Origin of the sequence: Legionella cincinnatiensis (assembly GCF_900452415.1) — a bacterium.
Lineage (GTDB): Bacteria > Pseudomonadota > Gammaproteobacteria > Legionellales > Legionellaceae > Legionella > Legionella cincinnatiensis.
This window is the reverse complement of sequence record NZ_UGNX01000001.1, coordinates 628714-651159: the sequence shown is the minus strand read 5'-3', so window position 1 is coordinate 651159 and position 22446 is coordinate 628714. Positions and strand designations below refer to the sequence as shown.

Genomic DNA, 22446 nt, shown 5'->3' with positions numbered 1-22446 from the left:
AGAAACCTCAGCATACCTTCAAGAGACCCCCTGCTTACGCAGAGGGTAACGTTTTTCCCGCTTCCTTTAAGTAGATCCTGCTTTCGCAAAGGGGGCTCTCTCAATACGTCACCTTCCGTGAAAACGGAAGGTCTAAAAATAACCAAACTTACCAGAAACCTCAGCATACCTTCAAGAGACCCCCTGCTTACGCAGAGGGTGACGTTCTTCCTGCTTCATTTAAAGACCCTGCTTTCGCAAAGGGGACGCTCTCTCAATACGTCACCTTCCGTGAAAACGGAAGGTCTAAAAATAACCAAACTTACCAGAAACCTCAGCATACCTTCAAGAGACCCCCTGCTTACGCAGAGGGTGACGTTTTTCCCGCTTCCTTTAATAGTAGATCCTGCTTTCGCAAAGGGGACGCTCTCTCAATACGTCACCTTCCGTGAAAACGGAAGGTCTAAAAATAACCAAACTTACCAGAAACCTCAGCATACCTTCAAGAGACCCCCTGCTTACGCAGAGGGTAACGTTTTTCCCGCTTCCTTTAATAGTAGATTCTACTTTCGCAAAGGGGGCTCTCTCTCAATACGTCACCTTCCGTGAAAACGGAAGGTCTAAAAATAACCAAACTTACCAGAAACCTCTGCATACCTTCCAGAGACCCCCTGCGTGACGTTCTTCTAGGCCTCACCTTAGCAAAAGCAAGGATCTAGCAAATATCTTCGTATAAATCCCGCCATGAAGGATTTATAGATTCAATTAACTCAATTTTCCATGCTCGTAAGTATTTCTTTAATCTTTTTTCTCGTTTAATTGCCTCTAAGACATCCACATGTTGTTCATAATAGACAAGGCGTGTGCAATTATATTTTTTCGTAAAGCTTTCAACGAATTTGTTTTTATGTTCCCAAACTCTTTTGACCAAATCCGTGGTTATCCCAATGTATAACGTTCCATTTTTTTGATTCGTTACAATATATACATATGAATACTTTTCCATAACGACATCTTCCTGCGATTGCTTCCTTTAATAGACCCTGCTTTCGCAAGGGGGGCGCTCTCCCATACGTCACCTTCCGTGAAAACGGAAGGTCTAAAAATAGCTAAACTTACCAAAAACCTCACCTTGCAACATACCTTCAATAGACCCCTACGCAGAGGGTGACGTTTTTCCTGCTTCCTTTAATAGGCTCTGCTTTCGCAAAAAGGGGCGTTTTTCTAGCTTCCTTCAAGAGACTCCCTGCTTTTGCAAGAGGGAACGCTCTCTCAATACGTCACCTTCCGTGAAAACGGAAGGTCTAAATCTTACTAGAAACCTTTTCTTGCAGCATATCTTTAATAGACGTTTCGCTTTGTAGACTAATACCAAGCGCGATACCATTATCCCCTAACATCAACCAGCTCAATATCCTCAAACGCTAATGGTTCGCCCAAAAATATCTCGCCAACAGTCTGGAAACGTTTAATCGAATCTGTGACTAAATAATTTACTTTCCGATATAGCGAAGGTACATCATTGAGTAAATCCTGCTTTTCTAACAAACGATGTAATGCGATTGCTGTTGCATGTGCAGAATCAACAATGGTTACTCCTTCAGGCAATATGCGGGTTAACAATGACTTGAACACTGGAAAGTGCGTACATCCTAACAACACCGTATCTTCATGCGTAAAACCATCCAAATAATATTTTAAAGCTTCGCGTGCTACTTGATTATTAATCATTCCTTCTTCAGCTAAAGCGACTAAAACACTACAAGCCCGAGTATTAATGACTGCTCGAGGGAGTTGTTGGGCAATTAACTGTTGGTAGGCATTCGAGGCAATTGTTGTTTCAGTGGCCAAAACAATAACCTGATTATTTTTAGTCGCAGCAACCGCTGCTGCGGCGCCTGGAGCAACGACACCCAGTACTGGCATGTCCGGTAACATGGATTGTAAATAGGGTAATGCTGCAGTAGTTGCCGTATTACAGGCTATAACTAAAGCTTTAATACGACGCTCTACCAACAATTTTGCCATTTGCATTGCGTATTGTTTTACCGTATCTGGACTCTTAGTACCATATGGAAGACGTGCAGTATCTCCCAAATAGACGAATGATTCTTGCGGTAACCCCTCGCGCAAAGCACGTAAAACAGTTAACCCTCCCATCCCTGAGTCAAATACACCAATTGCTAATTGGTTTGCATTCAATTGTATTCCCCTCTCTAGGTTGTTTCATTATTTGTTAGTTTTTGCAACCTCTGATGAGCCCAACTTGTTTATGTCTTTATAGGGCTCATGCTCAATTTTTTCTATATTTTTAAAGACTTGTCTTCAACTCTTTGTTCCGCATTTTGAATCTCAGTTTGGACTTTACCTGTCTTCAATTTGTCCTTATATTCCTTTGTCGCCTCCTCAGTACCTTCTTCTACTTTATTTATTGCTTTAGAATCAAACCGTTTTGTAGTCAATTTAGATAAGTCTTGTATCTTATTATCGATTACAGCACTATGAGCATCAAATACCGTTGTTTTGAGGGAAGTATTTGCAAATCCGTAGAGACGCCCCCTTTCCGCATTTGGATTAAATCCGGAGTTCCCTCTCACAAGTAGAGCATCAGGAGAGAAGTGCATTTTAGGATTCTTTTCCCCAAGAATAGCTAATGCTGTCCATAAATACGCAACCTCATCTTGTTGGCCACTGAAACCGTTAATACAAAGAGGCCTGTCTTTTGTAGGAGGCTTATCAAGCGTCGCAAGAATCTGTATCGCCATGGTCATAGAAAATTCTATTTGAGCTTTTTGAAGCTCTTCAGGGGTTAATTTATTTTCTGGATCCCTAGGGAATTGCAAGACTTCAAATTTACTGGGAGTTGATTTGACAATCTCTCCTCCCTTTAACATTGACGATCCACTAGCTCCTGGAGGATTAGGATCGTAGGTAAAGCGTGCTGCCGTTCCCACCTTCTCTCCAGTATCTCTCGTGTGCGTAAAAGCCACATCAAAACAACGAACCTGATCTTTGGTAGGTTTTTCCTCTTCTAACATGAAATCTCTTATTGATGAAGTTCCCTCAGTAGGTGTGGTTATGTTGAGCGTATTTCCTCCTGCTTTCCTTTGAAATCTCGCGCCTCTTGCTAGCTCCTCCCGTGAAATATTATAGCTAGATACTGAATTTGGATCATAAATATACTTTTTAGACCCTTTAACAGCTTCGTCGATTGCTTTTAAGATATGCGAATCTATTTTGTCTTGTACACGCCGATAAAAATCCAGTTGCTCTTTAAGCCGTTTTTCTGTTTTTTCATTTAGTAACAGATCGGCCTGCAAAGTAGTATCTATATTGTCTTTTAGATGTGGTGTCTTCAGATTTTCCTTAATTGCCTCCAATTCCTTCAATTGCAATTCCAATTGGTTGATCATCACCGCACATTCCCTTGATAATTCCTTATATTTGTCTTTCATCCCTTGCGGATCTTTTCGTGCTTTTGCCTGGAATTCAGGGTTATATAAATGAACAATCTCATCAAGATCATCAATGGGTTTTAATTTTTTGGCATGTTTTTCAATGGACTTGCTGAATTCTTGCTGTTGCTCCATGCGTTTCCCAGGCTCGCTTAAAAGAAGCTCAATGATCTGATTCAAGTTATGGTTAGGTATAGGCTGGTTACGTTGCCCTAATTTTGTAATAAGTTCTGCTTTTTTACCAGGCTCATTGTAATACGCATAGAGTTTAGGATTTGTATGTTCATGAGCCTTGATTTGGTCAGCTAACTTATTGTATTGATTTTCTCCAAAAAGCTCTTTAACTTTATCATCGTTGCCATGATCTAAGCCCAGATCCTCCATAGCTTTTTTAATAAGTTCTCTCTTTGACTCTTTATTCGTAACCGCTTCTATTAGTTGATTTACCTGGGCCAAATCCGCTACATCTTTATTAACCAAAGCCTGAATCACAGCATCACGTTTATCTTTATCTTTTAATTGCGCATGAAGTTTTGGGTTACTGTCTTTGACCTTTTCAAGAATACGATTGTATTGATTTTCGGCAAATATTTGCTTATCTTTATCAGGGTCTAAACCCAGAACACCAATGGCATTTCTAATCGTTAATCTATCTGAATCTGTTTTTGTAGCTGCATCCACTAGGAATTGTACGCCCGCTGAATCCTCTTTATTTGCGCGAACCAGTGCTTTAATCACGTCCTCAGGTTTCGCTTTTAATTCAGCATAAAGTAGTTTTGAGTTACTTTTCTCGAGCTGTTTAAGGATAAGTTTATATTGGTTCTCGGCAAATAGTTTTTTAGCATCTTCCTCATTCTTGCCTAAACCTAACTCCTCCATCTTCTCTAAAGTCTGTGTCTTAGTAGTTGCAGGATCCTTTAATTTGTTAAGCAAGGCAGTAACATCCTCGACTTTTGTCATCTCCTTTAATTTATCTAAAACAGCAGGTTTTTTATCCGTAAGCTGCTTTTTTAATTCAACATCATCTTTTGCCAATTCTAAAATACGTTTATATTGAGCCTCAGCAAAAAGCTCATTAGCTATTTCATCATCTTCGCCTAAACCCAGATCCTTCATCGCCGCTTTAATACCTGGTTTATCTGTAGCTGGATTCTTAACTGCTTCTACTAATTTATTTATCCCAGCTAAATCCTCTACATTTGCATTAGACAGTGCGGCAATAACTTCTTTACCCTCATCCTTTAAGTGCTTATGAAGGATTGGGCTATTGGCAAGAGCTTCTCCAAGAATACGTGCATATTGGTTCTCGGCAAATAGTTCTTTAACCTTAGCATTTTCATTATGCTGTAAACCCAGAGCCTCCATTGCCTTTTGAATGTCTACTTTATTTTTGTCTTTCTTCTGAACCGCATCTACTAGTAGTTTTACAGCAGCCAAATCCGCTGCCCCAGCCAGTGCTTTCTTGATATCCTCAGGTTTTTCTTTTAATTGCTCATGAAGTTTTGGGTTAGTGGTTTCAACCTCTCCAAGAATACGAAAATATTGATTCTCGCCAAACAGTTCGTTAAGTTTTGCTGGATCATCATGTTTTAGGCCCAGCTTTTCCATCGCTATTTTAATGCCTGGTTTATCTGTACCTACATTCGTTACTGCTTTTACTAAATCATCTATTTCATCTTGATTGTCTTTGTTTGCAATAACCAGTGCATCAACAACCTCTTTAGGTCTCGCTTGTAATTGCTCATGAAGTTTTGGGTTACTTACTTTGACAGCTTCGAGAATACGTTTGTATTGGTTTTCGGCAAATAGTTCTTTGACCTTATCATCATTATTATGATCTAAACCCAGCTTCTTCATCGCATCTTTAATCTCATCTTTGGTCTTGTTTTGATCCTGCACTGCCTCGATTAAGTCAGCGACTTTTGTAACGTGATCTTGATGCTTTAATTGCTCTATAACTTCATTTATCATTTTACCCAGCTGTGCTTTTAGTTTACTACCCTCTACTGCTCCTGCATAAAGATGATTATATTGAGCCTCAGCAAAAAGTTCATCTACACTCTCCTTATCTCCATGATCTAAGCCCAGAGCCTCCATGGCCTTCTTAATATCTTCTTTATCTTTTTTTGGATCCTTCACGGCCTCAAACAGATCAGTGACATCTTTGGCCGTAGCTTTTGTCATTAATATTTTTAAAACTTCTTCTTTCTCATTTTCTAACTGCTCTTTTAAGAAACTCTCATCATCTTCTAATGGCAATTTGAAAATACGGTTGTATTGAACTGCAGCAAATAAACGATTTGCCATTAATTTTATAGCCTCATCGTCTGGTTCCGCGTTATATGATTTGCGACCTATATGCAATAGCATATGGTCATCCTTCATTTTCTTTAATTCATCAACTATATCTTGCTTGGTTAATGCCGGGTTACCTATAATCGCATTAAACCTAACAAAGGCGTCTTTCGCTTCATCGTCTCCCTGCAATTCAATATCTTGTACTGTTTTAGGTCCATTGGGATAATCAAAAAGTTTAGCAATATCTGATTTAAGAGGATCATCTACGGTTATTTTGTCACTAATTATTTTATTAGACATTACTATCTCCAAGCTTATCAATCTATGTGTTTTTTTACAGATCTTCTCAATTCATTAACCCCAGAGGTAATGACTCAATTGATGCATTTATATTCTCATAATACTTCAAATTTACTTAACGATCCCTTACGTGTTTGAAATCATGATACACCTTGCATACAACCGAAGGATCAACTCGCATTTCTACTTTACATCTTTTAGTCTTCATGTGACTATAATTGTAGCATAAATTGACCAATCATTAAAAAAATGAAGACCCATCCCATCACCACTGTAAATTAAGAGTTTTAGAAAAGTGTGACGCTTTAAATGATACATTTGCTCGCTCTTATTTCCTTAAATATTGAACATACACTAAAGTCGCGTCATTACCCCATTACTAAAGAGGAACGATTATCCAATACCAAGTCCTTATGAACATGCTCTCTTTGCTGGGTACTTGAGAAAAAGGAGAAACAACTGGGCTTTTTAGCTTTGTGCTGCTCCAGCGCTTGGTTAATGGTTGAATTGATTTCCCATTGAGTTGACGTCCAGCCGTATAAGCCACGTAATTGACGAATAATCCACAGCTTACTGCGCAATTGACGAATGTATTTGACACCTGCTGATTCCTCGTCCGATGAATAACCATTGATGTCATTTCTTAACTGCAACAGCCGGTCCTCAAAATTCGGATGCTGCTTATTAACCTCGATAAAACGTTTAATGCACTCAACAGCCAAATTCTTTTGAAACTTTAAACAAAAACGATGGTCTTCTCCGATGTTTCTTAATATCCGTTTAAATTCACCATAAGACATACTTGCTCTGATTTCTTGTACATAAGGGTTGGAATAACGATAAGCTTTAACTGCCGAATCAATATCAGCAAGCTTATAAAGATTGGTTTTCCGAGCGCCATTATTTAATAAATGCTTCATTATAAAATAAGCATTTTTACCCACATTTTGATCGCCACGAAATGTATGAACACGCTCTAAAGCAACATCCAAGGGTGTTTTGCCTTCTTTATTTTTTACATTAATAAACTGACCAAACATGCTAATTGTTTCTTCATAGCGATACTCACCCATTTTAATAGCTGTGTGTAATGGTGTATCTCCGTTTTCAAACCCATGTTTTTCATGGCACAGAGTTTTGGAGCGAACAAACGATTCTTGAACCTGTTGAATAAGAGACTCATTATGGCCATGTAGAGGAATAATTTCTTTGAGCAACGCCTTTGTTTCTTGTTCATTCAATTGAGAAACATAATCACGAAATTCTTTAATGGAGAACAATACCGCCCGCAAACGAGCAAGTCTTGCGGTCAAAGTTTGAGTCACCAAGGCAACCTGGGCCCGATCAGAGGCCTTTTTCATATCGCTGCATTCTTTTAAGGTACATTCAATTAATTGAGTAGGAATTAAGATATGCTTATAAAAAGACTTCCATTTCGCTTTGATAAATGCAGCATTATTGCTGAGGCGAGCAAAAGCATCAATGTCTGCATAATTACGATATTCCTTATTATCAAAAGGATTCGCTATATAACCAAATTTAGTAGGCCAGTAGGAATTACATGAATTCTTTAAACAGGCAAGAGACATCAAATCATCTACTGTAATGTCAAATGCATGAGCACCGTGAGTTAAATGAAAAGGTCTACGGGTCTGAAAACCCATAATGCTGTCCACAAACATGAGATCATGATCGATTTTAAAAAATACCGCATGGGGTTTACCGTCTTTTTCTACCAGATAAAAACCAAAATTTCCTTTATGTAAATCATCTTCTTCCAGAGTATATGAAGTAGAAAGAATACTGGCTAAAGATTCATAATCAATCGTTAAAATACCGTTTGTTTCGGCCTCCACCAAACTCGCATAAAAACCTTGGGGTAGATTATTCAAAAAATAAATGGGTATCTTGGTTGGATCATCTACTTTCAGGGCACCATGGGCACAACCAAGATGCTGTGGATCGGTTAATTCATAAAAAGAAGTATCTAGTCCTTCTTTATTAGCGATGACGTAAGCAAGATGTTGAACAGCCAACCCAATGACATTCTTCTCTTCATCAATGACCAAATGATGAGTAGGCGTTAAATTCGGCAATAAAAATAAACGTGCTAATTGGCTAAAGGTGACTTCTAAACGTGAAAAATCGGCACGACCATGCTTATTTTTTTTATAAATGATTCTATAAGGAGGTGTTTGCTGATCAGGCGGATTATATATAGCCTTGAGGTATGCTTCATGTCCTGATGAATTTGAAACAGGTCCTGGGGTAATATCTTCAACACGAAAATTGCCAGCCATGGAAACACAATACATAAGGATGAAAAAATTGTACTAAATTTTATCATACAGTTTAATATAGATCAACATTCATCCGATTCTATCGTTAAATTATCCTCTGGGGAGCCAAAATCACCCCTGTTGAAGCCTGTTCTAAGCTTTATTATTACTAGTACGTTTAGAGTATTCTGATAAAGCAGTCCAATCACCACGGATATATGCTTCTTTTTTTCGACGACTCCAACCCTTAATTTGTCTTTCAGCAGCTAATGCTTCTTCCCGGGTTGGAAAATCCTCCGAGTAAACTAATTGTACAGGCAATTTTCGGGAAGTATAACATCCTGGAATTAATTTATTTTGATGTTGAAATAAACGATTATCTAAGTTATCTGTATGGCCAATGTAATAACTTTGATCTCTACACTTTAAGATATAAACCCAAAACACAATTTATTCCCTTAGATTAGCTTTCCTGATATAGGCTTCGAGACAGCGCTAACGCGCCTCCTCAGCCCGAACGGATTGTTTAAACATGCCACCTCATAAATGTCAAGAAAAACTTAAAGTTTAGTGGAGCGACAGCCCTGAGAGATATCTACACTTAAATTAAGAATAATCGTGTTGTTACTTTGCCCCATTCAGAAGGATAATCTTGTTCCTTTAATCCGTTCAGCGTGAGGAGGAGCGAAAGCTCGTCTCGAAGGTCTTGTATAAGCTCCAAAACGGTGTAAACACCTCCTCAGCCCAAGCGGACTGCCACCCCATAAATGTGCTTAAAGTTTAGTGGAGCAACAACCCTGAGAGATATCTACACTTAAATTAAGAATAATCGTGTTGTTACTTTGCCCCATTCAGAAGGATAATCTTGTTGTTCCTTTAATCCGTTCAACCTGAGGAGGAGCGAAAGCTCCGTCTCGAAGGCCTTGTATAAGCTCCAAGACGGTGTAAACACCTCCTCAGCCCAAGCGGACTGCCACCCCATAAATGTGCTTAAAGTTTAGTGGAGCAACAACCCTGAGAGATATCTACACTTAAATTAAGAATAATCGTGTTGTTACTTTGCCCCATTCAGAAGGATAATCTTGTTGTTCCTTTAATCCGTTCAACCTGAGGAGGAGCGAAAGCTCCGTCTCGAAGGCCTTGTATAAGCTCCAAGACGGTGTAAACACCTCCTCAGCCCAAGCGGACTGCCACCCCATAAATGTGCTTAAAGTTTAGTGGAGCAACAACCCTGAGAGATATCTACACTTAAATTAAGAATAATCGTGTTGTTACTTTGCCCCATTCAGAAGGATAATCTTGTTGTTCCTTTAATCCGTTCAGCCTGAGGAGGAGCGAAAGCTCCGTCTCGAAGGCCTTGTATAAGCTCCAAAACGGCGTAAACAACTCCTCAGCCCAAGCAGATTGCCACCCCATAAATGTGCTTAAAGTTTAGTGGAGCAACAACCCTGAGAGATATCTACACTTAAAATTAAGAATAATCGTGTTGTTACTTTGCCCCATTCAGAAGGATAATCTTGTTGTTCCTTTAATCCGTTCAGCCTAAGGAGGAGCGAAAGCTCCGTCTCGAAGGCCTTGTATAAGCTCCAAGACGGTGTAAACGCTTCCTCAGTCCGAACGGCTCGAGATAATGACTCGAGTATTTATCAAAACTGACGTTAACCTAATAACAGTGAAAATCATGAGGAACAAATTCTACATTTTTTCTAAAACTTCATGCAGGTATTTAACAGGTTCTATTGTCATGGAAGCGTTGTTCTGCTTAGGTGCGTTAGCAAAAGGAATTATCGCGCGTTTAAAACCATGTTTTGCTGCCTCTTTCAGACGCTCTTGTCCACTTTGTACAGGTCTAATTTCCCCCGCTAACCCCACTTCACCAAAAATAATGGTTTCGCGATCAAATACTCGATTACGCAAACTGGAAACCACTGCAGCTAATAAAGCCAAATCTGAGCCGGTTTCTGTAACCTTTACACCACCTACTACATTAATAAATATATCCTGATCATAAGTGGCAATTCCTCCATGCCGGTGTAAAACCGCAAGCAATATAGCCAAGCGATTCGATTCAAGCCCAACCGTAACGCGCTTGGATTGCTGTCCATGTGCTTCATCAACCAGTGCTTGCACTTCAACTAACATAGGTCGTGATCCTTCCCATGTAACCATCACTGCACTCCCTGAAGTAGGTTCTGGTTGCCGCGATAAAAAAATTGCTGAAGGATTAGCCACTTCCTTTAAACCTTTATCCGTCATCGCAAATACGCCTAATTCATTCACTGCACCAAAGCGGTTTTTAATAGTACGAATGACTCGAAAACGACTGTCATTTTGTCCTTCAAAATATAAAACACTATCAACCATATGCTCTAAAACTCTCGGTCCTGCCAAAGCACCTTCTTTAGTTACATGACCCACTAAAAATACAGCTGTTTGCGTCATTTTGGCGAAACGTACTAATTGTGCTGCCGATTCTCTGACTTGACTAACACCACCTGGGGCAGAGCTTATCGTTTCTGTAAAAATAGTCTGTACAGAATCAATGACAATAATTTTGGGCTTTTCCTTTTGCGCTTGTACAATAATTGACTCAACTTGCGTCTCTGCTAGAAGTCTTAGTCCCGCTAAGGGTAATCCTAAGCGTTTAGCTCGCATAGCAACCTGCTGTAAGGATTCTTCACCTGTTACATAAAGTACAGTTTCTTGGAGAGAAAGATTGGCCAGTGTTTGTAATAATAAAGTAGATTTGCCTATACCAGGATCGCCACCAATAAGGACTACTGAACCATAAACCAAACCACCGCCAAGTACTCGGTTTAACTCAGATAAACCACAATCCATACGCACTTCTTTATCCATAACCACATCTTCAACCGCAGTGACTACTGAACGCTGATTGACCCAAGATCCACTGCGAGCATTGCGACCCGCGGGTGTGACCCCTTCTTCTGCAATCGAATTCCATGCCCCACAGTGTGTGCATTGCCCAGCCCATTGTTTAAACAGTGCAGCACATTGATTGCATACAAATTGGGTTTTTGCTTTCATCTTGATTCCATTAGATTGGGTAGCGCCTACTATACACGATTTATACTATAGAAGCTTTATGATCTACTCCTTGAGTTTTAAAGCACTCGTGCTTTAAGAGTGACTTAATTTTTAGGTTGAATCCTTAGAGTAACCCAGTATAATCATTACATTTTGCGCACTCAGGACAAATTCTATGAGCAAAGGCTTCCATTTTGAACAATCAATCACGGAACTGGAAGAAATTGTCAGGCAATTAGAAAAAGGAGAGCTTTCTTTAGAAGATTCCCTCAAACAATTTGAAAAAGGCATAGGTCTAGCACGACATTGTCAAGATGCATTGCTGAAGGCTGAACAAAAAATAGAACTATTAACTACCGCTGAACCAAGCTCGGACGAACAATTAAGTGATTAGCAATTACATAAATCGACATGAAGCATTTCTGAAGGAGGTCATTGCTCATTCATCTGTTCCTGCAGTGATCATACGTTCTGCAATAGACTACTCTCTTTTCCCTGGTGGAAAAAGAATCAGACCTATTTTGGTCTATCTTACTGGAAGCTTACTTGATCTGGACCTAAATGTTCTGGATGCTATTGCTGCTGCAGTAGAATTAACTCATTGTTACTCTTTAATCCATGATGACCTTCCGGCAATGGATAATGATGATTTACGCCGAGGAAGGCCTAGTTGTCATAAAGCATTTGATGAGGCAACTGCGATTTTGGCAGGTGATGGCATGCAAGCATTAGCTATTGATGTGCTTTTAACTTATCTTCCTCACTTGGTACAACCTGAGCGCGTCATTTCCATCACTCGCGAGCTCGTTCAAGCAATCGGTATTAGTGGAATGGTAAGCGGACAAAGCCTGGATTTATCTGAATTAGCAAAATCGTCGATTAATGACAAGCGACTCAAAGAAATCCACCATCTTAAAACTGGACGGCTTATTCTTGCGTGTATCGAAATGGTTTTGAGAGTCCAGCCAACATCCGAAGCTTATCAATCCGCTTTGCGAACTTATGCAAGTCACATTGGTCTTGTCTTTCAAATGCAAGATGATTATTTAGACTACTATGCTCCAGCCGAATTTTTGGGTAAAGGACGTTCTTCTGATTTAGCGAATCAAAAAACTACTTTTGCTACTTTATACAGCAAAGATAAATTGGAGATAGAAATCAGCAAACACTATCAAATTGCTCTTGATGCATTACACATATTTGATCAAAAGGCGCTCTCATTGATTCATTTAACTGAAGAATTGCAGGAGCGTAGTAATCGATTTTAGCTTCTTGGACATTTCTTATCAGACTTTCGTAAAATAGGGCCTTTTAACAGCCTGACATCATCTTTTGCTCACCAACAAACTCTATTCTATACTTAATTTGTATAATTATTGTGCACTTAGTGTATCAAGGAGCTTGTATGTTCTTTAAAAATGACCCTCCCACACAAAAAGACGAACTCGAAGAAGAATTCAAAAAATCACTTAAAGGAGACTTATTAAATAATGAACCATTTATAAAACATTGTGTCAAAATAGAAAAATTTTTCATGAATGTTGACGCTGTAGAAGAGCAACTTACTCGTTTAAATAACCTACTTGCAACAAAGTTAGAAAACAGTAAATTAAAAGCAGGAAAAAAAGGAGCAACGAAGCAATTACGAACACTACTTCAGGAACTATTAACCAGCGCCGGATTTAGAGAAGGGATGATCCAAACAATGGGTGATAAGGGATTAAGTAAAGAGGATTTTATGTTTTTAACCGCTTCAGGATTTATTCTCAAAGACAGTGGCCTCAGGAACGCTTTTCATGGTGAGTTCACTCATGCTATCCAATGGTGTTTAATTATATTAAAACAACAACAAGATCCGAATTTTCTTGAAAATATGGCTATTAAAGATATTTGTAATAATATTTTTAAACTTTTAGGTCATGAAGATTCAACAACAAAATACCCATTTAATTGTTGGGATCAGCTTGTTGATAGAGGAGCAACAGAAGATGCTCGAGCACCAGAATGGCTTTCTGAGCATATTCAGGATGACGAAAGTGGGAATTACCCTTTATTGGCTGAAATTATAAAATTAAGAACCCAAAAAGATTCTAAGGCACACTTAGAAGAGAAGCTAAAAAATCCACCCTCTGAACGTTATGAAAAAAATAAGGACATTGAAGATATTCTTATGCCTAAATTGAATAAGTAAGATTACCTCTACTGCTTTTTAATTTCTCATTCTGCAGTAGAGGATATAGATTATTTAGGGAAATCAAAGTATACCAACTGCAACATGAGGATCTAACTTTTGTGCTTCAATAGTTGTGATACAGGAATCCTTGTTTCTATTCCGAACTCTGTTTTTCTTTGTTCTCCCTTCCAGGCATGTCCGTAAACTACTTCATAAGTCAGCGGGTATTTTCCGTTACCGGTTTGCATCGTGGCATAGTTTTGTTCAAATAGTTGCCAAGCTGTTTTTCCAGTTAATCCTTGATTCCTTTTAGGATTAATATTTTTGACTCCTTGAGCCTTTAAAGCCTGTAACAACTTAGGTAAACTTTCATAATGCACTGCTAACAACTCCATATCGATGACCGGATCTAAGAAATGTTCAGACATCAAACAATCACCTACATCATGCATGTCAACAAATTCATTAACGTGTGCGTAATGATTCACCCCCAACCAGGCAGTTTTTAATTCCTGAAACGTCTCAGGTCCTAATGTAGTAAACATCAAACATCCATTCGTCTTGATGATGCGATTTAATTCTCGAAAAACCGAAGTTAAATGACCACCCCAATGAATCACTTGATTGGCAAAAACTAAATCAAACGCTCCATCTGCAAAGGGCATAAGTTGCATGTCTGCTGCGACTAAAGACCATCGACGTCGCCAGCTTTGTTTTTTTCGCGCTTGAACTAACATAGTTTGGGCTAAATCCAAACCTACAACTTGCGCTTTTGGATACATCCGCACTAATTCTTGGGAAAAGAAACCTGGGCCACAACCTAAATCCAAAATACGTTGTGGTTTCATGTTTAAATAATGCAAGCGCTCTAATAAACGCCCCCCAATTTCTTGCTGCACTTTAGCAGCAACTTCATATTCGGTGGCATGTCGATTAAATGCCTTGCTAATTTCATAGATAACAGCCATTATAAAACCAGGAAAGATTAAAGGAATCCAACTTCTCGTGCGTCAAAAAATATGGAGTTTAACACAAAGTTTACGTATATACTCAATATGTATCTTATGCAATCAATTCCACAACAACAAAATGGCAGTATGTTCACATTGCCTTGAGCTCATGCCTGTATTAGGACCTGGCTGTCGTCATTGTGCTTATCCCTTACCTAATGCCCATTTTCTTATCTGCGGACATTGTATTAAAAAACCACCCTCTTTTGATCGAGCACTCATTAACTACACTTTTGAAGAACCACTGCGAAGCCTTTTACATCAATTCAAATATCATGATGGTCTTTATCTTACTTCTTTTTTAAGCCATTTAATTTTTAAATCATTATCAACTCAAGCAGATTTGCCCCAGTGTTTAATTCCTGTCCCTATGCATCCACAACGAATCAAACGACGTGGATTTAACCAAGCAGCAGTCTTAGCTCGTTCTTTAGCTAAAAAATTACAGCTTCCTTACGATTTATTCAGTTGTCAAAAAATTCTCAACACCAAACCTCAAGCAGGTTTGGATGAAAAACAAAGAAGAAAAAATTTACGTTCTGCATTTATAACGCAACAACTTCCTTATCAACATGTAGCTATTATCGATGATCTTCTGACCACAGGTAATACAGCAAATGAGCTGGCATGCACTTTAAAGAAATCCGGAGTGAAACAGGTGGATGTTTGGTGTTGTGCACGAGCTATTGAGAAACAATGATAACTTAATCTTTATCTTTTAAATTTACTTAAAGTCTTTGCAAGTCATTCATTAATAAATGGACTAATACCACACAAAACACAATAAATACCAGTCGATGTAATAAAAGTTCCATCGCTACAGATACGGGTTTGCCGCGGATTTTTTCGATTAGAGCATAAACTATAGAACCACCATCTAATCCCGGAATGGGAAATAAGTTAATCACTGCAACAGCAAGACTTAAAGTCGCAATAAAAAACATAAAAACCACTACTCCTTGAGTCAGTGAAGCCACTGAAGCAGCAAAAATACCTATAGGACCTAACAAGGCGGAAAAAGGGATTAAGCCTGAAAATAACTGTTTTAATACCATCAGGAAAAAATAAATCATATGCATCATCGTGGCATTAGCGTGATACATTGCATCAACAAATGAGGAAGCACGTAATTCACTTTTTGCTGCAGATAAATTGGGTTCAATCCCCAGTTGCGCTAATAAAGATAATTTTGCTCCTCGAAATTGCACATGGCTTAAATCAAGCACTGCATTAGCCTCTTTGCCATCACTTCGACTAAGCACTACAGGAATGTCTTTTTTCCCCCAAAGAATGACTAATTGCATGCCCACATCACTCCAAGTTGGAGTAGCATGGCCACCCATGGATACAAACCTATCTCCTGGAAGCATCCCTGCTTGAGCAGCAGTGCTGTTGGCTTGTACATCTTTGATTTCAGGGAAGTGATAACTAAGACCTATAGAGAATACGATGACAAAAGCAAACCAAGCAGTGATGAGATTGGCAGCTGCTCCAGCTAACAAAATCAGGATGCGTTGCCAAATTGGCTTCTTATCAAAACATCCTGCGTATTTTGCTGGCTTTACTGGACTAATTCGAGTGTTCTCTAATTGGACATATCCTCCTAAAGGAAAAAAAGCCCATATCCATTCACAACCGCTTTTGCCTCGCCAGCGTAATAGTGGTTTACCAAATCCTATGGAAATTTTTTTAATTTTTACTTTAAAAAAACGAGCTAATACGGCATGCCCACCTTCATGTATCCCTACTACAAGTATTAATGTAAGTATTATGGCGATAATTGCCAAAAGCATAGATCACTCCTTTATCGTGTACGTGTGTTATCCACAACTAACTGCAATACTGGAATTTTTTTTCCTTTACTTGAACCAAGTTCATATCCCTGACGATAGACTTCAAAAATTCGATATGCCTGATTTGATTCACTATCAATCAATTCTACATCGTCCCCTTGCTCATCAAGCAAAGTTACTGTTAAATGAATTTCACGAAATCCCGCGATATGATAACGCTCCTTAAATAATTCCAATACACGCGCCAGGCTTTGTGTCGCTTCTTCACCACTATGCTCGCCTTGTAAGATTATGTCCATGATTCATTCCCCTCGTCAACTTGGGCATTTGAACAAAAACCCTCTACTAGTGTTAGCGGCAAAACAAAAATGTACTTTAATTTTACAAGAAGATATTTTTAAATCATTCTAGATAGATCGTGCCTCAAACTCACTAAGGTAGACGAAGGACCACAGAAACCAAACACAAAACTAAGTGTACACGGGATATATGAAGGTTCGTTCCCTACAATTCGCCTCCTCAGTAACGTATGAAAAAAAACCTAAATAGAGTAAGCTAAATAAGCTCCTGCATAACAATTCCATAAATATGGCCCCAGTACTCTACAAATTTAACCACTAATCGTTTACAATCCTCCGATTAACTCAATAATTTCAAATTCAATAATTCATAATCGTATGGTGTTTGTTGCTTGCGGGCTAAATCATAAAACTGCTCCAATAAACGTGCGTGAAAAAGTCGCCATGGCTCCGGCTACCCAAGATTTATTGCTCAATAGCTTATTCAATCTCCCCGGGGTCAATGAAGCTGTTATTTTATCGACCTGTAATCGCACAGAAATTTACTGTGATACACACGAACCGCAAGTTCTTGCCCACTGGCTTGCACAAGAACATCAATTATCACATGAATCCTTGTCTCCTTTTTTGTATTTATATAAAGGCCATGAAGGAATAAAACACACCTTACGAGTCGCTAGCGGTTTGGACTCCATGATGATTGGGGAACCACAAATTCTTGGCCAAATGAAACAAGCTTATCAACATGCCTGTAATCTTGGTACCATAAAAACAGAATTGCGCTCGATTTTCGAATATATTTTTAGTGCATCAAAGCGTATACGTACTCAAAGTGGTATAGGTACCAACCCTGTTTCAGTAGCTTATGCTGCGGTTCAACTTATTGGCCAACTCTTTACAGATTACAAATCACTGAATGTCTTCTTAATTGGCTCAGGCGAAACTGCTTCTTTAGTAGCAAAATATTTACACCAACAAGGTGTGAACCATTTCATGGTAGCAAGCAGAACCCAAGAAAATGCAGAGAAACTGGCAACAGCCTTCAATGGAAAAACGATCCCTATCAGTGATATTGCTCAATATCTGTCTCAAGCAGATGTTATTGTTTCTGCAACGACTTGCCCCATTCCATTTATTAATAAGGATTTGGTAAAGCAAGCATTAAATCAAAGAAATCATGCCCCCATGTTCTTTTTAGATTTAGCAGTCCCTCGAGATATTGAGGCCAATGTCAAAGAAATCGCTCAAGTACGTCTCTACAATATTGACGATTTGCAAGCTATGATAGAAAAAGGCATCGAGGAAAGACGTCTTGCTGCGTTACATGCAGAGCAATTAGTTGATGAAGAACTGAATAATTACATTCGCAAACACCGTTCTCTTAAAGCCAAAAAAGTCATTTGTGATTATCGTAACCAAATGTATGATCTGGCACAAAAAGAATTGCAACGAGCCTTGAAAAAACTTTCTGCAGGCCAATGTCAGCAGCTTGTTTTAAATGAGTTTAGCGAACGTTTGGTAAATAAACTTACCCATAATCCCACCGCCGGTTTAAGACAAATAGCCAAAGATGGCCGAGAAGATTTATTTACCTTAGCACAATATCTATTTACTACTACAACACGCCAATCATCTTATGAAGAAATCTCTTGAACTAAAACTGCAGCAAATGCTGGAACGTTATCAGGAAGTGGGACGCTTATTATCTGAAGCATCAATTATTGCTGATCAAAATCAATTTAAAACTTTATCAAAAGAATATGCACAATTAGAACCTATAGCGACTTGTTATGAAACTTATCTCGAAGCCCAAAATAATGTGTCTTCTTTAGAAGAGTTACTTGCTGGTGAGGATAAAGAATTAGCAGCAATGGCGGATGAAGAATTAGCAAGTGCCAAAAATCAAGTGGAAGAACTCGATGAGCAACTACAATGGCACTTGATTCCCAAAGATCCTGATGATGAACGCAATATTTATCTCGAAATCAGAGCAGGAACTGGAGGAGACGAGGCTGCGATTTTTGCCGGTGATCTTTATCGTATGTACATTCGTTATGCAGAAGAACAAGGCTGGCAACAGGAATTAATTAGTGCAAGTCATGGCGAACATGGCGGATATAAAGAAATTATCACGCGTATTAGTGGTAATGCTGTTTATTCACAGCTTAAATTTGAATCTGGGGCTCACCGTGTACAACGTGTTCCTGAAACTGAATCCCAAGGACGTGTTCATACTTCTGCCTGTACTGTTGCTATCTTACCTGAAGTTGATGAAATTGATGATATTCAAATTAATCCAGATGATCTACGTATAGATACCTATCGCTCTTCAGGAGCCGGTGGACAGCACGTCAATAAAACAGACTCTGCTATTCGTATTACCCATATACCTACTGGTGTAGTTGTGGAATGCCAAGATGAGCGCTCCCAGCATAAAAATCGCTCTAAAGCAATGTCTTTACTTAAAACACGCTTGTTGGATGCGGAACAAAGTAAACAGAAGAAAGAGCAAGCACAAACGCGTAAATCGCTGGTGGGCACAGGTGATCGCTCTGAGAGAATTCGTACCTATAACTATCCCCAAGGTCGTTTAACAGATCATCGAATTAATCTAACGATCTATCAATTAAATGATGTAATGGAAGGTAAGCTCTCTTTAGTAATTGAGCCTTTAAAACGTGAATATCATGCAGAGTTACTCGCAGAATTAGGGCGAAATGATTAGCATCCATACAGTCCTGAAACAAAATCCAGAGCGGGAAGCAGAAATTTTATTAGGCCATGTTTTAAATAAAACCAGAGCCTACCTCTTTGCTCATCCTGAAGTATTGCTTACCCCGCAACAATTAGCTACATTTGAACATTTAATGGCCCAAAGAGCACAAGGAATGCCGATTGCCTATCTTACAGGTCAACGTGAATTTTGGTCGCTAAATTTGAAGGTTAATGAACATACTTTAATTCCACGCCATGAAACGGAATTACTTGTAGCATTAGCCTTAGAGTTTATCCCTAATTTACCGGATACTTATATTCTTGAATTAGGTACTGGAAGCGGAGCCATAGCCTTAGCATTAGCAAAAGAACGACCAAACTGGCAAATTGTTGCATGCGACATTAGTCAAGAGGCATTAAAAGTTGCAAAAGAAAACGCACAAAACCACAAAATAAAAAATATAAACTTTTTTCAATCAGACTGGTTTAATGGAATTCCGCAGTATCAATACCATGCTATTGTAGCCAATCCCCCCTATATTGCAGAAGACGATCTGCATGTTCAACAAGGTGATCTACGTTTTGAGCCCCGAAATGCACTAGTGAGTAGTCAAGAAGGCTTAGCTGATCTACAATGTATCATTGAGCACGGTTATGAATATCTTTTACCTCAAGGTATGCTCTTGCTTGAACATGGATTTGATCAAAAATTTAAAGTACAAGCTATACTTAATAAATTAGGATATAGAAATATAAAATGTTGGCAAGACATCCAGGGTCATGACAGAGTAAGTGGGGGTTGGCGATAATATTATTGATGATACAATAGTTTTTTGGTATACCTAAACGCTTTCCTTTCTGCAGTCCCAGGTTAAACACCGGGAGGGAGACTAACATGACCGAACAATTAATTGATAAAAACAATGAGAGACAATACAACGTGAAAAGCGACGCAATAGGTAGCATGGGAATTGCCCCCTATCAGGAAACTGCTGGGGAAGAGTATATGAATGAAAAGCAGTTAGCACATATTGAAAAAATATTGTTAGCTTGGCGTCAATCATTAATGGAAGAAGTTGATCGTACTGTGACCCATATGAAAGATGAAGCTGCCAATTTCCCAGATCCATCTGACAGGGCAAGCCAAGAAGAAGAGTTTAGCATCGAATTACGCACACGTGACCGTGAACGCAAACTTATCAAAAAAATTGAAGATGCATTAGAACGCTTAAGAAATGAAGACTTTGGTTATTGTGAAGCATGTGGCATTGAAATTGGTCTCAAACGTTTGGAAGCAAGACCTACCGCAACGTTATGTATTGACTGTAAAACTTTGTCAGAAATTAAAGAAAAACAAAATCAAGGCTCTTAAAATATACTTTCTTTCATCAGTGAAAGAGATCTATTTCTGTTTTTTTCACTGCTCTACGCAAAAATGTAGCCCGGTTGCTTGCAACCGGGAAATGAAGAAGCTTTTTAACCCCCCACTTTTGGAACAGGAAGAGGCGTTTAGGAGAACGACATTCTTTCAAAAACTGTTTCCCACTGCTCCACGCAAAAATGTAGCCCGGTTGCTTGCAACCGGGAAATGAAGAAGCTTTTTAACTCCCCCACTTTTGGAACAGGAAGAGGCGTTTAGGAGAACGACATTCTTTCAAAAACTATTTCCCACTGCTCCACGCAAAAATGTAGCCCGGTTGCTTGCAACCGGGAAATGAAGAAGCTTTTTAAACCCCCCACTTTTGGAACAGGAAGAGGCATTTAGGAGAACGACATTCTTTCAAAAACTAAGCGTTGGTTCTCCTATATTACCTCTTCAATTTGTCGCAAATGTCGTACAACCGAACCTTTATTCTTTTCGAAAACAGCAGTAGCATTGTGAATCATCTGCTGTCGGAGGATGGGATCTGTATGCAACTTAATAATTCCATCAATAACTTCTTTTGCGCTTCGCACCAATAAAATACCTTGGGCCGCCGTTAGCTCATCACAAATGGCTTTAAAGTTATGGACGTAATGGCCACTTACCACCGGAACATTCATCGCAATAGGCTCTAATATGTTATGCCCACCTACAGGAACAAGACTGCCTCCTACAAAAGCATAATCACTAATTTGGTACAATCCTAAAAGCTCACCTAGGCTATCGAGTACAACAATTTCGTTTTCCGGACTCAATGTCTGCAAATCAGATCGTAACCCTGTCTTAAACCCCGACTGAATACATAATTGATAAACAGTTTGAAAGCGTTCGGGGTGGCGCGGCGCGATTAATAAAACTACATCCGGAATTGCTTGCTGTAGGCGCTTCAATTGAGACAAAATCTGTGCTTCTTCATTTTCATGGGTGCTTGCTACAATCACTGTAATACGTGTAGCCCCCCACTGTTTTTTTAAATCACTAAAACGCTGGCTCTCGATGCTATTCGTTTGTAAATCAAACTTCATATTTCCCAAAACATGTACTATTTCTTCTCTAGCTCCCAAAGTAATATAACGTCGTGCATCCTCTTCTCCCTGCGTCAAAATAGCAGAGAATTGATTTAAAACAGGTTTAATGAGACATTTAATTTTCTTATAGCCTTGTAAAGAATCATCCGATATGCGGGCGTTAGCAAGCAATAAAGGAATTTGAGCGACTTGTGCCTGATAAATTAAATTAGGCCATAACTCCGTCTCCATAATCACACCAACGCGAGGTTTAATTCGTTGATAAAAGCGTTTTAATACACCAGGAAGATCATAAGGCACGTATTGATGCATCACCTTATTACCAAAACGAGCTTGTACTCGTTCTGAACCCGTTGGAGTCATCGTAGTTACCAATAAAGACCAATTTTTATCAAGCATGGCATCAATCAAAGGAATCGCAGCAATAACTTCCCCTAAAGAAACAGCGTGCACCCAAACATCAACCGGTTTATACTCATAGGTACTTAGGAAAAAACGTTCTGCTATGCGTTTTCGATAAGCTGGTAAGCTTTTCCCTTTCCACCATAATCGTATTAAAATAAAAGGGATAAGCAAATACATTAAAAAAGAGTAAAAAAATCGCATATAAAACCAAACCCAAAAGGCAACAGTATATACTTAAAAT

General features: G+C 39.0%; 18 protein-coding genes. 8 read left to right on the top strand and 10 right to left on the bottom strand.

What is annotated here, in order from left to right:
* Nucleotides 1–694: 694 nt before the first annotated feature.
* The 6 genes from DYH34_RS02895 to radA all read right to left on the bottom strand — a co-directional run bounded on the left by DYH34_RS02895 (nt 695) and on the right by radA (nt 11359).
* Nucleotides 695–985, bottom strand: coding sequence for a GIY-YIG nuclease family protein (locus tag DYH34_RS02895; protein WP_058465050.1), 291 nt, complete (start codon nt 983–985; stop codon nt 695–697).
* A gap of 380 nt (nt 986–1365) precedes the next feature.
* On the bottom strand, nt 1366–2181 hold the full coding sequence (gene murI / locus DYH34_RS02890) for a glutamate racemase (protein ID WP_058465049.1): 816 nt from the start codon (nt 2179–2181) through the stop codon (nt 1366–1368).
* 101 nt (nt 2182–2282) lie between these two features.
* Nucleotides 2283–6032, bottom strand: a complete 3750-nt coding sequence (locus DYH34_RS02885) for a coiled-coil domain-containing protein (RefSeq protein ID WP_058465048.1) — start codon at nt 6030–6032, stop codon at nt 2283–2285.
* Between the two features lie 368 nt (nt 6033–6400).
* Nucleotides 6401–8332: a Dot/Icm T4SS effector AnkK/LegA5 gene (gene ankK, locus DYH34_RS02880; RefSeq protein WP_058465047.1), complete on the bottom strand. Its 1932-nt coding sequence runs from the start codon at nt 8330–8332 to the stop codon at nt 6401–6403.
* Nucleotides 8333–8464: 132 nt separating this feature from the next.
* Complete coding sequence (locus DYH34_RS02875) at nt 8465–8758, bottom strand: GIY-YIG nuclease family protein (RefSeq protein ID WP_058465046.1); 294 nt, start codon at nt 8756–8758, stop codon at nt 8465–8467.
* Between the two features lie 1248 nt (nt 8759–10006).
* Entirely contained in the window at nt 10007–11359 is a 1353-nt protein-coding gene (gene radA, locus DYH34_RS02870; protein WP_058465045.1) for a DNA repair protein RadA, read from the bottom strand.
* A 175-nt stretch (nt 11360–11534) separates the two neighbouring features.
* Here radA and DYH34_RS02865 point away from each other — a divergent pair, with 175 nt between their 5' ends.
* The 3 genes from DYH34_RS02865 (at nt 11535) to DYH34_RS02855 (ending at nt 13550) form a co-directional block, all read left to right on the top strand.
* A complete protein-coding gene (locus tag DYH34_RS02865; protein WP_058465044.1) occupies nt 11535–11753 on the top strand; it encodes an exodeoxyribonuclease VII small subunit in 219 nt (72 codons plus the stop codon).
* Nucleotides 11746–12627, top strand: a complete 882-nt coding sequence (locus DYH34_RS02860) for a polyprenyl synthetase family protein (RefSeq protein ID WP_058465043.1) — start codon at nt 11746–11748, stop codon at nt 12625–12627. Before DYH34_RS02865 ends, DYH34_RS02860 begins: the two co-directional genes overlap by 8 nt.
* Nucleotides 12628–12764: 137 nt before the next feature.
* Nucleotides 12765–13550 (top strand): LirA/MavJ family T4SS effector, encoded by a 786-nt coding sequence (locus tag DYH34_RS02855; protein WP_058465042.1) that lies wholly within the window; start codon nt 12765–12767, stop codon nt 13548–13550.
* 92 nt (nt 13551–13642) lie between these two features.
* On the opposite strand, the gene bioC is transcribed toward DYH34_RS02855, so the two are convergent.
* Entirely contained in the window at nt 13643–14500 is an 858-nt protein-coding gene (gene bioC / locus DYH34_RS02850) for a malonyl-ACP O-methyltransferase BioC (RefSeq protein ID WP_058465041.1), read from the bottom strand.
* Nucleotides 14501–14537: 37 nt separating this feature from the next.
* Here bioC and DYH34_RS02845 point away from each other — a divergent pair, with 37 nt between their 5' ends.
* Nucleotides 14538–15242: a ComF family protein gene (locus tag DYH34_RS02845; RefSeq protein WP_338011275.1), complete on the top strand. Its 705-nt coding sequence runs from the start codon at nt 14538–14540 to the stop codon at nt 15240–15242.
* Nucleotides 15243–15270: 28 nt separating this feature from the next.
* Here DYH34_RS02845 and DYH34_RS02840 read toward each other — a convergent pair whose 3' ends face one another.
* Together DYH34_RS02840 and DYH34_RS02835 are read right to left on the bottom strand one after the other, a co-directional pair.
* Nucleotides 15271–16335: a M50 family metallopeptidase gene (locus DYH34_RS02840; RefSeq protein WP_058465039.1), complete on the bottom strand. Its 1065-nt coding sequence runs from the start codon at nt 16333–16335 to the stop codon at nt 15271–15273.
* 11 nt (nt 16336–16346) lie between these two features.
* Complete coding sequence (locus DYH34_RS02835; RefSeq protein WP_058465038.1) at nt 16347–16634, bottom strand: hypothetical protein; 288 nt, start codon at nt 16632–16634, stop codon at nt 16347–16349.
* Nucleotides 16635–17012: 378 nt separating this feature from the next.
* On the opposite strand from DYH34_RS02835, the gene hemA reads away from it, so the two are divergent.
* From hemA to dksA, 4 genes are all read left to right on the top strand, one after another.
* Complete coding sequence (gene hemA / locus DYH34_RS02830; RefSeq protein ID WP_058465037.1) at nt 17013–18287, top strand: glutamyl-tRNA reductase; 1275 nt, start codon at nt 17013–17015, stop codon at nt 18285–18287.
* Complete coding sequence (prfA, locus tag DYH34_RS02825) at nt 18271–19359, top strand: peptide chain release factor 1 (protein ID WP_058465036.1); 1089 nt, start codon at nt 18271–18273, stop codon at nt 19357–19359. Before hemA ends, prfA begins: the two co-directional genes overlap by 17 nt.
* Nucleotides 19352–20158 carry a peptide chain release factor N(5)-glutamine methyltransferase gene (prmC, locus tag DYH34_RS02820; RefSeq protein ID WP_058465035.1) on the top strand — a complete coding sequence of 269 codons (807 nt, stop codon included), beginning with the start codon at nt 19352–19354 and terminating at the stop codon, nt 20156–20158. The genes prfA and prmC overlap by 8 nt, the downstream gene beginning before the upstream one ends.
* An 86-nt stretch (nt 20159–20244) precedes the next feature.
* Nucleotides 20245–20721, top strand: a complete 477-nt coding sequence (gene dksA, locus DYH34_RS02815; protein ID WP_058465034.1) for an RNA polymerase-binding protein DksA — start codon at nt 20245–20247, stop codon at nt 20719–20721.
* A 431-nt stretch (nt 20722–21152) separates the two neighbouring features.
* Here dksA and waaA read toward each other — a convergent pair whose 3' ends face one another.
* Entirely contained in the window at nt 21153–22406 is a 1254-nt protein-coding gene (gene waaA / locus DYH34_RS02810) for a lipid IV(A) 3-deoxy-D-manno-octulosonic acid transferase (RefSeq protein WP_058465033.1), read from the bottom strand.
* Nucleotides 22407–22446: the final 40 nt, after the last annotated feature.

Coding starts and splice junctions, on each gene's coding strand:
- DYH34_RS02855 (WP_058465042.1), top strand. CDS start 12,765: ATGTTCTTTAAAAATGACCCTCCCACACAAAAAGACGAACTCGAAGAA.
- DYH34_RS02840 (WP_058465039.1), bottom strand. CDS start 16,335: ATGCTTTTGGCAATTATCGCCATAATACTTACATTAATACTTGTAGTA.
- waaA (WP_058465033.1), bottom strand. CDS start 22,406: ATGCGATTTTTTTACTCTTTTTTAATGTATTTGCTTATCCCTTTTATT.
- DYH34_RS02885 (WP_058465048.1), bottom strand. CDS start 6,032: ATGTCTAATAAAATAATTAGTGACAAAATAACCGTAGATGATCCTCTT.
- radA (WP_058465045.1), bottom strand. CDS start 11,359: ATGAAAGCAAAAACCCAATTTGTATGCAATCAATGTGCTGCACTGTTT.
- ankK (WP_058465047.1), bottom strand. CDS start 8,332: ATGGCTGGCAATTTTCGTGTTGAAGATATTACCCCAGGACCTGTTTCA.
- dksA (WP_058465034.1), top strand. CDS start 20,245: ATGACCGAACAATTAATTGATAAAAACAATGAGAGACAATACAACGTG.
- prfA (WP_058465036.1), top strand. CDS start 18,271: ATGAAGAAATCTCTTGAACTAAAACTGCAGCAAATGCTGGAACGTTAT.
- hemA (WP_058465037.1), top strand. CDS start 17,013: ATGGTGTTTGTTGCTTGCGGGCTAAATCATAAAACTGCTCCAATAAAC.
- DYH34_RS02835 (WP_058465038.1), bottom strand. CDS start 16,634: ATGGACATAATCTTACAAGGCGAGCATAGTGGTGAAGAAGCGACACAA.
- DYH34_RS02895 (WP_058465050.1), bottom strand. CDS start 985: ATGGAAAAGTATTCATATGTATATATTGTAACGAATCAAAAAAATGGA.
- prmC (WP_058465035.1), top strand. CDS start 19,352: ATGATTAGCATCCATACAGTCCTGAAACAAAATCCAGAGCGGGAAGCA.
- DYH34_RS02865 (WP_058465044.1), top strand. CDS start 11,535: ATGAGCAAAGGCTTCCATTTTGAACAATCAATCACGGAACTGGAAGAA.
- bioC (WP_058465041.1), bottom strand. CDS start 14,500: ATGGCTGTTATCTATGAAATTAGCAAGGCATTTAATCGACATGCCACC.